The 11,373-nt window shown below is 52.3% G+C and carries 9 protein-coding genes; 6 read left to right on the forward strand and 3 right to left on the reverse strand.

The window, feature by feature from the left end:
* Positions 1–57: 57 nt before the first annotated feature.
* Both PLIM_RS08765 and glgC read left to right on the forward strand, forming a co-directional pair.
* On the forward strand, positions 58–957 hold the full coding sequence (locus tag PLIM_RS08765; RefSeq protein ID WP_013109951.1) for a DUF58 domain-containing protein: 900 nt from the start codon (positions 58–60) through the stop codon (positions 955–957).
* A 43-nt stretch (positions 958–1,000) separates the two neighbouring features.
* On the forward strand, positions 1,001–2,251 hold the full coding sequence (gene glgC / locus PLIM_RS08770; protein ID WP_013109952.1) for a glucose-1-phosphate adenylyltransferase: 1,251 nt from the start codon (positions 1,001–1,003) through the stop codon (positions 2,249–2,251).
* A gap of 83 nt (positions 2,252–2,334) precedes the next feature.
* Here glgC and PLIM_RS08775 read toward each other — a convergent pair whose 3' ends face one another.
* Both PLIM_RS08775 and fliD read right to left on the reverse strand, forming a co-directional pair.
* On the reverse strand, positions 2,335–2,835 hold the full coding sequence (locus PLIM_RS08775; protein WP_013109953.1) for a flagellar export chaperone FliS: 501 nt from the start codon (positions 2,833–2,835) through the stop codon (positions 2,335–2,337).
* 283 nt (positions 2,836–3,118) lie between these two features.
* On the reverse strand, positions 3,119–5,857 hold the full coding sequence (gene fliD / locus PLIM_RS08780) for a flagellar filament capping protein FliD (protein ID WP_196349553.1): 2,739 nt from the start codon (positions 5,855–5,857) through the stop codon (positions 3,119–3,121).
* 241 nt (positions 5,858–6,098) lie between these two features.
* Between fliD and PLIM_RS08785 the strand changes: the two genes are divergently transcribed.
* Positions 6,099–6,338, forward strand: a complete 240-nt coding sequence (locus tag PLIM_RS08785; RefSeq protein ID WP_148227046.1) for a hypothetical protein — start codon at positions 6,099–6,101, stop codon at positions 6,336–6,338.
* Positions 6,339–6,742: 404 nt separating this feature from the next.
* Positions 6,743–8,035 carry a beta-ketoacyl-[acyl-carrier-protein] synthase family protein gene (locus PLIM_RS08790; protein WP_013109955.1) on the forward strand — a complete coding sequence of 431 codons (1,293 nt, stop codon included), beginning with the start codon at positions 6,743–6,745 and terminating at the stop codon, positions 8,033–8,035.
* Positions 8,036–8,147: 112 nt separating this feature from the next.
* Here the strand turns inward: PLIM_RS08790 and PLIM_RS08795 are convergent, their stop codons facing one another.
* Complete coding sequence (locus tag PLIM_RS08795) at positions 8,148–9,668, reverse strand: alkaline phosphatase D family protein (RefSeq protein ID WP_148227295.1); 1,521 nt, start codon at positions 9,666–9,668, stop codon at positions 8,148–8,150.
* A gap of 476 nt (positions 9,669–10,144) precedes the next feature.
* On the opposite strand from PLIM_RS08795, the gene PLIM_RS08800 reads away from it, so the two are divergent.
* Complete coding sequence (locus tag PLIM_RS08800) at positions 10,145–10,852, forward strand: MotA/TolQ/ExbB proton channel family protein (protein ID WP_013109957.1); 708 nt, start codon at positions 10,145–10,147, stop codon at positions 10,850–10,852.
* Entirely contained in the window at positions 10,849–11,370 is a 522-nt protein-coding gene (locus PLIM_RS08805; RefSeq protein ID WP_013109958.1) for an ExbD/TolR family protein, read from the forward strand. Before PLIM_RS08800 ends, PLIM_RS08805 begins: the two co-directional genes overlap by 4 nt.
* Positions 11,371–11,373: the final 3 nt, after the last annotated feature.

The following is an 11,373-nucleotide window of genomic DNA, read 5'->3' on the forward strand; positions in this document are numbered from 1 at the left end:
GAGACCAGATAGAAGGCCATGATCGACTGTTGAAACTGACCAGGTCGGAATACTGTCATGCCCAACTCAGCCGAGCAGTATTTGAATCCCGAAGTGATTCGCAACGTTTCACGTCTGGATCTCCGCGCGCGTTTCATTGTCGAAGGATTTTTACAGGGGCTTCATGCCAGTCCTTTCCATGGTTTTAGCGTCGAATTCAGCGAACATCGCCGATACTCCCAGGGCGACGACCCCAAAGATATCGACTGGCTCGTCTACGCGAAAACAGACCGATACTTCGTCAAGAAATTTGAAGCCGAAACAAACATCTCTGGCATGCTGCTGATGGATCTCTCCGCCAGCATGGGCTACACCTTCCGGCAACAACTCAACAAGTTCGAGTATTCAATCTGTCTCGCTGCGGCACTCGCCTACCTGATGATTCATCAGCAGGATCCTGTCGGACTGATGACGTTCGACACCAACATTAATGCTTCCTTGCCACCTCGGAGCCGACGCTCCCAACTGGCTGAACTGCTGGGTCTCCTTTCGCGATTAAGCCCGACGGGAACAACCGATTTCGGCACATCCATGAAGCGTGCAGCAGGGATGCTGAGGCACCGCCATCTGATGATGATCTTTTCTGATCTTCTGTCTGATCCTGATCAGATTCTGGAAGGACTTCGATACTTAAAGCATGGTGGTCACGACGTGATCCTGTTTCACGTTCTCGATGAAGCTGAAGTCACGTTTCCCTTCCAGGGGGCATCGATGATGATTGACCCCGAGAGTGATGAGTCTTTGATTGTTGACGCCTTAGGGACAAGACCTGCTTATCTCGAAGCACTCAAAACCTGGAGGAAAACTCTCGCTGCCGATGCTCTCAAGCTCGGCATCGATTACGTTCCTCTGGATACCAGTCTGCCATTTGATCGAGCCCTTGTGGAATACCTCTCGCAGCGCCGGGCGAGAGGTTAACTTTCCATATCGAACCTGCAGCGGCTGCTGAAAGTTTTATGCAATGCGAAATGTACTTGCCCTGATACTTGCGGGTGGTAAAGGAACACGCCTTGAACCTTTAACCCGCGATCGCGCAAAACCAGCTGTCCCGTTTGGGGGAGTTTATCGCATTATCGATTTCGCACTTTCCAATTGCATCAACAGTGGGCTGCGAAAAATGCTCATCATGACGCAATACAAAGCCGCCAGCCTTGACCGACATATCAATCTGGGATGGCGATTCTTATGCCGTGAACTGGATGAATTTATCGACATTCTTCCTCCACAGCAGCGCATTGATGAAAGCTGGTATCAGGGGACTGCCGACGCGGTCTATCAGAATATCTATTCGATAGAAAAAGCCAGAGCCGATTATATACTGATTCTGGCGGGTGACCACATCTACAAAATGGATTACTCGCAATTAATTGCAGACCATATCGTCTCAGGTGCCAAGCTGACAATTGCCTGCATCCCGGCCACTCTGGAAGAAGGAAAGCAGTTCGGCGTCATGCAGGTCGATGCCAATCGCCGGGTCATTGAATTCGCCGAAAAGCCTTCTCATCCAAAATGCATGCCCGATGATTCCACTCGTTGCCTGGCTTCGATGGGCATTTACGTTTTCAATGCTCAATTTCTGTATGATGAACTTTGCCGTGATGCGACCGAACCCGATAGCCATCGCGATTTTGGAAAAGATATCATCCCGGGTGCCATACGCGATCATCTGGTCAGAGCGTGGCCATTTCGCGATAAAAACACTGGCAAATCGCTCTACTGGCGCGATGTGGGGACACTCGACGCCTTTTACGAAGCCAATATGGATCTGGTGGCCGTCGATCCCGAGTTGAATCTGTATGATCGCAACTGGCCAATGCGGACTTATCAACCGCAATTACCGCCGCCCAAGTTTGTCTTTGCCGATGAATCAACGACACCCGCACGGATCGGACAGGCCCGCGACAGCATGATCAGTACGGGTTGCATCATCTCCGGCGGTTCAGTCACACGATCTGTACTATCACCTCGAGTGCGTGTGAACAGTTACGCGACTGTCGAGGATTCGATTCTTTTCGAAGGCGTTGAAGTGGGGAGACATTGCCGGATTCGCAAAGCGATCATCGACAAGGGAGTCAAAATCCCTGAGGGAGTCGAGATTGGCTTCGACGCTGCAGCTGATCGAGAACGAGGTTTTACTGTGACAGATTCCGGAGTCTGTGTTCTCGGAATGGGCTACGACTCATTACTCGTCCAGGACTGGTCGATCGACTGACTTTTAGGTCATCGTTCGTGGATTTCAACGATTTCAACCTGCGATCACTGGCCCGAAAGCAATCAATACGCCGCGTGATCAAATTACGTCCACATAGAAAACCCTGAACCCGGAAGTTCATCCCCATGGTCGATTGTATGCCGCCCTGTGGGTTGCTGAGAATTGGAACGGTTCACTCGCAAGTGATTTGGCTGAGGAATTCCGCCAGCATTGGCAGCTGCCAGCTTTTCACCCAGAAGTTGCCAGGTTTCCTGATGAATCATCAGAATTCGTAAGCCATTGGCCGCATGGTCCGGGCTCCGCTCGACATCGGCCATCACCAATTGCTTATAGCAGAAGGCAAACAAAGCCTGCTGCCTCGATGCCAGATCCGGAGCAGCTTCCTCGCGGACACCATTCATTAACTCGGCCACGCAAGCTCTCGCTTTGGCCAGAGCCTCCAGCACGTCATCAAAGTCAGCCGTATTCCACTGTTCAACAGCAAAACGAGCATTCCGGACGGCAGCATCCACCACCATCTTGTGCAACTGGTACGGGGAAGCTGTCTCAATACTGGCCAGAAAGTATTCGTTCGGAGAAGTCACGGGAGATTCCTGAAGATGAAAACCGCAACGAAACCAGGCATCCAGAAAGTCCAGTGATGACATGAGGCACATCAAAGGCCTGACTGACAAGACACGAACAGAAATCGCATCGACCGCAAGCTTGAGCTCACGTTGAAAATTTCCGTGGACTGCTTCTCTCTGCCACGATCGGAATAGCTTCTACGAACGGAAAAATGAATCGACTGAAACACATATCGATGAACGACCATCCGGATGAGAAGCGACTCATACAGATGCAGGAAAACCCTTCAAACACGATTCATCAATTTGATTTGCTGTTATTAAACTGCGTCAGGAAGGACGTTAGAGCGTTCCCCTGGCTTTGCAGAGAATTGATCACCGTCTCAAGCTGAGTAAATTGCAACGTTAATCGTGTCCGGCGAAGAGCCAGCCGATCATCGATTCGCTTGACCTGCCCCGTGATGCTCGTGTCGGTCGCTTCCAACGATTTCGAAGTCGTGGTCAGCGAGCCATCGATGGAATCTGTCATCGATTTGGCCAGATTGTCCAGTTGTTTGCCAACACCGGTTCCATCCGTGGTAAAGAAAGCCGCGACACTCTCAGGCGATGCAGCCAGTGCGTCATTCAGCTTGGCCGTATCAATCTGCAATTGCCCGCCCGTCGTGACAGTCACACCCAGATCACCCAATGATCGAATATCTCCCGTCGCACCAGAGTTTCGATAATTGACGATACTGCTCAAACTTTCCTGCACACGCAGTACAGAGGCTTCACCTTGCAAAATGGCCCGCGTGTTGGTGGCCGTATTGAAAGCTGTTAACGTGCTGATTGTCGAAAGGACTGTGTTATACGAGGTGACAAAATCGCTCACAATCTGGCTCGTGGCGGCATTGTTTCGCGAGATGGTGACGTTCGTCGGGCTGGCCCCGACCGCCTTGATCGAGACATCCACGGCAGTCGCGACGTTGTTAAAGCTGTTGAAGGGCGAAGTCAAAAAGTAGGCACTGGCAGCTGAATTCCCGACGCGTAGAACGGCATCACTCCCATTTGCGGGATCCGTGACTCCCAGCACGTTATTGGGATCTTCGATCAAGAAACTGCCTCGAGAACCACTGGCGGTGGCACTGAACGAGATTTTGACAGGACTGACGAGTGAACCCGTATTGATTGCAGTCGCCCGGACTCGCCCTCCCAAAGCGTTCAGCTTCGAAATCACATTGTTCACAGTGTCCGTGGCTGCGACATCAATCGTGAGTACGCGTCGTCCATCAATCGCCTGTTTCCCATCACTGCCAACCACTCCACTCCCCAGCAGATTGAGTTCTGTCGCGGTTTTTCCTGAGATCTCCGCTACGGAAAGGGTGCCACTTCCTGCAGCCTGATCAACAAGTTCAATCCCGTCGCCAGATCGACTGAGTTGGGCTGTCACTTGCCCGCCAGTGGCCTGATTGATGGCCGAGAGCACATCACCCACAGTTTTGGTGGTGGAACTGACTGTTACGATGAACTGACCACCTGAGGAATCGGTGATCCGAAATGATCCCGTCGGGACCGAGACTCCCGCCGTCGAATAAGTGGAAAGGCCCGTCGCTTCGTTAATGCTTCTCAGCTTCAAAGAACCTGAAGCAATCGATGTCGTCGTCGTCGAGCCAGCAATTTTAAGATCAGCGGCCGTCGTCCCACCACCCACATCGGTCACAACCAGTGGCGACGCCGAACTTCCCGACGTATCCACCAGAAGAATACCAGTTCCAGAACTATCGACGCTGGCAGTGACAGCTAAAGGATTCCCGCCGCTGTCAGTCGCACTGTTAATCGCCAGCAGCACGTCCTCCAATGTCTCTGCTGACGACAGGTTAATCTGTGCGGTTTTTCCCGTGCGATCTGTGACTTCAATGGTGCCTTGGGCCGTGATCCCTGTGCCGCCATTCAAGTTTTTCAACAGAACAGTTCCCAGGCCGGCTGCCAGACGGCTGCCCGTCAATGTCCCTCCGGCAGGTGTGGTTTTTAATCCCAGCACATCCTTCGCATTCGACGAATTCAAATTCGCAACAGCCAGTGTCCCTGCGCCCGTCGTCTGATCAGCGAGAACAAGTCGACCATTCACCAGCGAAGCAGAGATCTTTCCCGCATTATCCGCATCATCATTGATCCGAGTCAGTACATCACCAATCGTTAATGCACCATCGAGATTGACATCGACCTGGGATCCATCGGCAGTCGTGAATCTCAGGTCATCAAGACTGGCTTGCTGATAAAGGCCATTTCCGTCGTTAATCGTGCTTAGCAGAAAGTTTTCCGTCACTTCCAACAGATCATTACCGGTTAATGTCGAACCGCTGACTGTCGTCGCAATCCCCAACTGGCTGGCCGTTTTTCCGCCCGAGATATCGGCAATGGTCAGTGAACCTGAGCCTCCCGAGAGATCGGTGATGACCAGCCGATCCTGTTGAATCTTGGCGCTGATATTGATGCCACTGGCTTCATTCAGAGCACTGACAACATCTTCAATGGAAACAGCTTTCGATAGATCGACGGTTGCAGTGGTTCCGGTCCGGTCGGTAATACGGATGTTCCCTCTCTGAACTCCACTCCCTCCATTGAGCAGCTCCAACCGTGTGGTCGAGTTCAATCGCGCAGGATTCGAGATTTTAATCTGACCGGCTTTGCCGACAGTTTGTGTGTCGGCATTTGCAAAACCTCGGGAAGTCGTCTGGGCAAAACTTGCCTCTCGAATGGCCTGAAACTGATAACTTCCCACCTGTGCGCCAGATCTGGTAGTCACTGCCAGCTGATTGGGATCACCTACCGCCACGCTCGTCGTGCGAAAGGTCGATGCGGAAGCCAGCTTACTGGTGGCTGTCTGAAGATTCAGAATCGTCGCCGAAAGCTGCGTAAACGCCGCCTGCTTAGACTGAACATTCTTCAGTCTCGATTCCAGTCGAGCCGCGGGGGCACGTTCGGCATTGATGATCGCATCTGTCAACGCGGAATAATCAATACCACTGATCAGTCCGGTTCCAGTGGAAATGCCAGTCATGACAGAATCACCACGTGACTGAAAACTGATCAGAACCTGAGACTCGAATTTCCGGCTCGTCATCAACCCGTCGAATGAACATCAGGCCCTATCAAAGCCACTTTGTATCAGTCTTAACGAGGATTCCGCAGGAGTCTCTTCTCGATTGATCGGACAGGTCATCCATTTCTCATCATGGAAAGTCCACCGTTCCTGTCCTTAATAGCACACGGCTCACTTCAGTTTAACGATTATGACTGAGATGCCGATTACCAGCCGTTTGACAGGAGGCCTGACCAGCCGAATTCCAGAACCTGCTTCGTCGAGAATGTTGGGCCATCGCGTCGGCGGTCACGGCGCTCAGATGTCAGGAAAATCAGACCGACAAGAAAAAAATGCACAATTGACCAGAACAAAGTCTACGGCGGGACTGGAAATCAACATCAAAACGGCCTGTACAAAAGAGTTCTCTCTTGACGATTTCATCCTCACATGGTTTTAATAAGCAGTGGTTGAACTGTTGTCAGAAGTACCGGCTGGGGTCTGCCGTAAGGCGGATTCGGGAAACTGGCGGCAACATTCTGTCTGACATCCACGAGCAATTGTGTGTTATCGGGCAGATTTATGGTGTGTTTGGCAATTCTGACGGTGGGGACCGAAGGAATGGCCAGCTTTCTGATTTGCTACAAAGTCGCCAGTGTCATTGAGTTTTTGGCGAAAATTGGTCGATAAACCAATGCCCGAACTCTCTGACAAAGGCTTGTGCATCACTTTGCAACTGGATTTGCAACGTGGTGAACATGTGGCATTTCGAAGTGCCGGAAGGTTTTTTCTGTCTTTGATGGACAAGACTCACGGCGAATCGAGCTGCAGTGGAACAGCCGCTCGATCCTGAGGGCTGCTACGATGGCAGGCAATAACTTACATACAGACGCTGTCCCACGCATTGTGGTGACCGGGGTGGGTATCGTCTCGCCCATTGGCATTGGTAAAGAGGCGTTCTGGGACAGCCTCAGCCAGGGAGTATCCGGAATCCAGGCAGATTCCAATATCTCTGGTCATCCATTGGGAGCAAAGGTCAATGAGTTTGACCCTGTCGCTCATATCTACCAGAAGAAGTTTATTCGCGTCATGCCGCGAGAAGTGCAACTGGGTGTGGCTGCCGCCTCAATGGCGATGAAAGATGCCGGTCTGGAGCGAGGCGATCTTGATCCTTACCGCATTGGCGTCGAGTTTGGCGCCAGTCATATCTCGACCTCAGCGGAAGATCTGCTCGATGCCGCCCGCGGCCTGAAAACCGTTGTCGATCCCGAACGATTCGCCAGTCAATTTGGCTCTGCGAACATGGATCAGATTGGCCCGCTGTGGCTGATCAAGCAACTCCCCAACATGCCTGCCTGCCATGTCGCGATGGAGCACGATGCCCGCGGCCCTAACAACACAATTACCAGCTCGGAATCGTCTGCGATCCTGGCACTTGCCGAAGCCGTTCGAACTATCGAACGTGGTGCCGCAGATGTCATGATCGTGGGTGCGTGCAGTTCGCATTTTGACCCAGTCGAATGGACACGAGTTACCACTTACGAGCAGTTAAGCCAGGAATCCGATCCTGATCGTGCCTGCCGCCCATTCGATTTAAATCGGTCGGGAACGGTCATGGGTGAAGGAGCAGGGGCGTTCATTATTGAACGATATGAGCACGCCATGGCTCGTGGTGCAACCATCTATGGGGAAGTGCTGGGAGTTGGAGCAGGTTGTGATGGTGCAGGTTTAGAAAATCGCCGCCAGGGGACAGGTCTGGTGCGAGCGATCGAGCATGCTTTGCGCCGCAGTCAGCTTACTCCGCAGCATCTGGGCCATATCAACGCGCACGGCAAAGGGACCATCATTGATGACCTGACAGAAGCCAGGGCCTACCACAGGGTCCTTGGTTCTGTTGCGGAGACGATCCCCGTCACGGCACTAAAGAGTTACTTTGGTCACTTCGATGCCGGTGCTGGTGCGGTCGAACTCGTAGGCAGCATTCTCGCATTACGTCATCGGCTGATTCCCCATACGCTCAATTACCGCACTCCCGATCCTGAGTGCCGACTCAAAATTGTGCGCGGTGAGCCTCGGCGCATGACCAGCGACATCGCCCTCAGTGTCAATCGTACACGCATGGGTCAGAGTGCTGCTGCTGTCATTCGCGCGATTTAGTGCCGAGTACGTGCTGAAGCCAGTACTGAAGTGCCATCTCAAGTTAGAATCGTCAAAAAGGCTGCTACCGCTTTGGGCTGTAGCAGCCTTTCTTGTTTAGCAACATATCTGCCTACATCTTCTGGGCACCAGCTTTACCGCTCTCCACGGCAAAGCTCGCACGCGTCACCAGTGGTGCACCGGGCTTGTCGACATACTCAACGACCTGATAGTTCGACGTCCAGCTCTTAGGAGTGATCTCACAACTGACATACCCGCGCTCGGCATTGTAGAACTTCACGAAGGGATTCTCATCCTGCACAGTTTGGGCATATTTCAGATTCTGTGATCCATTCCCACTAGAACTGATCGATGTCACGACAAACTCAGTGGCTACAGGCTGGGCGTTATCATCCTGACCTGGCGCCAGGTTGTTAACCCAGTTGCTGTGAATATCACCTGTCAGAACAATAGGATTGGAAATCTTCTCGCGATCAAAGAAACCAAGAATTCTCTGTCGCTCGACTTCATAACCTGGCCATTGATCCATGCTATAAGCCACCTCTTCCCCGGCTTTGCGATCAACATGCCCCATCATGACCTGCTGAGCCAGCACATTCCAGATGGACGACGAGGCCTTGAGCCGCTGGGCCAGCCACTTCTCCTGAGCAGGCCCCAGCATGGTTTGCGAAGGCGAGAGCGATTCCGGGCAGGGAGGTTTGTTTCCATCCCCACAGGGTTGATCCGAACGGTACTGCCTCGTATCCAGCACAGAAAAATCGGCCAATCGGCCAAATGTGGCTGGACGATAGAGCGCCATATGCGGCCCCTCAGGCAGGCAGGCGCGAGGCAATGGCATATGCTCGTAATAAGCCCGATAGCTGTTCGCTCTCCGGTCGAGAAACTTGGCAGGATCGACATCTTTCTGCTCGGAAATGTATCCCGCGCAATTGTTATCGAATTCATGATCATCCCAGGTCACAATCCATGGGCAAAGTGCGTGAGCTGCCTGAAGAAATTCATCGCTTTTGTACTGCGCATGCCGCTGTCGATAGTCTTCGATCGATTCGATCTCATTACCTCGATGCTTTCGCACCAGGCGATCTTTCCCCTTGTACTCATAAATGTAATCCCCCAGATGAAAGATCAGATCGAGATCCTCTTTGGACATGTGGTCATACGCAGTGAAAAGGCCCTGCTCAAAGTGCTGGCACGAAGCAAATGCCATTCGCAACCGGTTGTTGAGAGCCTCAGGCCTGGGCATGGTTCGAAAACGGCCCGTGCGACTGGCACCACCTGAGGCAAGAAATCGATAGAAGTACCATCGATCAGGGTCTAACCCGCTCACTTCGACATGCACCGCATGCGCCATATCGGGAGTAGCGACCGCAGTTCCCTTCTGCATGATCTTCGAGAACTTCTCGTCGTGAGAGACCTCCCATTGGACGGGAATCGCCACAGGTTCGACAGGCTCATCACTCAGCGGATCGGGAAGAATACGTGTCCAGAGCACAGCACCAGTCGGTTGAGGATCACCCGCAGCCACACCCAATCCAAAAGGATTCGGCCCCAGCCGATAGTTACGATTGAGAACAGCCCCCTCTGTCCATGTCGATAATGTCGGCCACAGAACTGCACCAAATCCAGCAGCCATGATCTGTCGCCGAGACCACTTCAACGGGATCTGACCTTGACGAATTTCTCGCGATAAGGACTGCGGGGGGTTATCGATTGGCACTGGATCAACTCCTTGTTGTTAATTCTGGATATGACGCATCGTCACATGAGCGTCCTGGCTCAGAAGAAATCCTCACTCTTATTCGAATCAAAAATTATCAATAAACGGTGAAGATTTAACTGGGAATCAATTTTTTATCGTAAACTGCTTATTCGGAGAAAAACTTCCGACAGTTCATTTGGTCAATTACCACAAGAGACAAGACCGCAGTTTGATGAACGCCTGCCACCATGATGTCTTAAATCATTTCTGATATGGCTCGACTTACGCAGTTGACAACAAACCTGTTGGCTTTGTGATTGGGAGCAGGCACAAAAAGCGTTACTCTGAATTTGAAGTCCAGAGAATCGAGGCATAGTCAATCGTCTACTCTTTGCAGATCTGAAAGCGTTATGGAGCTGAACCAAATCATCGAGTGGGCCGGGAACTCCATCTACGCCTTTCAGGCATTGGGAGCATTAGTCGGTGGGACATTGTGTGTGATTCTGTTTCGCCAACTGGCAACCAAACGTTTTCGTACACACAAAGAGGCGGAAGAGTTTCGCGAAGAATGCTCTCAATGGATTCGCGACCACAATTGGGAAGCCTTGATTGCCCGTTGCGATGCATCACCCTGGTGGACGAAAGTTTCTCCTCAACTGCTGGGGTTAGCTGCCAGCCGAACGGACATCCCTCCCGCCGAGATCCGAAATTTTGCGCTCGATCAGTTCGAGCGGGAAGTTCAGGCCGAACTTGAGCACAAAGTCATGTGGGTCAACACGGTCATCAAATCAGCCCCGATGCTGGGTCTGTTAGGGACGGTTGCGGGGATGATTGCAGCCTTCGGCAAAATTGCTTCCATGCAGAAATCCGGGACCGATCCTTCCATGCTGGCTAACGATATCAGCCTGGCACTCATCACCACCGCCGTGGGTCTCGTGATAGCCGTTCCACTGATGATTGCGATTTCTGCGATTCTGATTCGTGTTCGCAAATTGCAGTTTGAAGTTGATCAGATTCTCACTCCACTCCTCGATCAGCTGGCAGAGGCCCGGTTTGCTGAAACCCAGCAAAAAGTACGTACATCATCCAGCGAACGGCAGGTGGAACGTACCCGATGAATCCGCCAACTCAACACGAACATTCCCTTTCGAACAAATTGGAAAGCGCAACGGGCAAATTGTTCGATGCCCAGCCACCAGCCCGGGCCGAACGAGTTCGTCGAAAATCGAACAACACGGCTCTGAACAGCGTCGATCTCGACATCACACCCATGATCGATTGTGTCTTTCTGCTGCTGATCTTCTTTATGGTCTCGTCCACAATGCAGGGAACACCTGATCTCGACGTCCCCTTTGCAATTCACACGCAAGGCGTCGACAGCCGGCAGTCGACCGTACTGATTCTCAGGCCAGGCAGAAACCCGGGTGATCGCGCACTGATTACTCTTGAAGACTCCGGCCAGCCGATCTCTTTTGCAGAAATTGGTCAACGGGTGACAGACGCTGTGCGAAACGGCCAGCGAAATGTCGTCGTCAAGGCCGAGGGGGACGTGGCCCACGGCGATGTCAGGGATGCCATGCAGGCTGCGGCAAAAGTCCAGGGCACCAGCGTGTTTGCCGGTGTACGGGAGAAGTAGCTC

Source organism: Planctopirus limnophila DSM 3776 (assembly GCF_000092105.1).
In the GTDB taxonomy this organism is placed as follows: Bacteria; Planctomycetota; Planctomycetia; order Planctomycetales; family Planctomycetaceae; genus Planctopirus; species Planctopirus limnophila.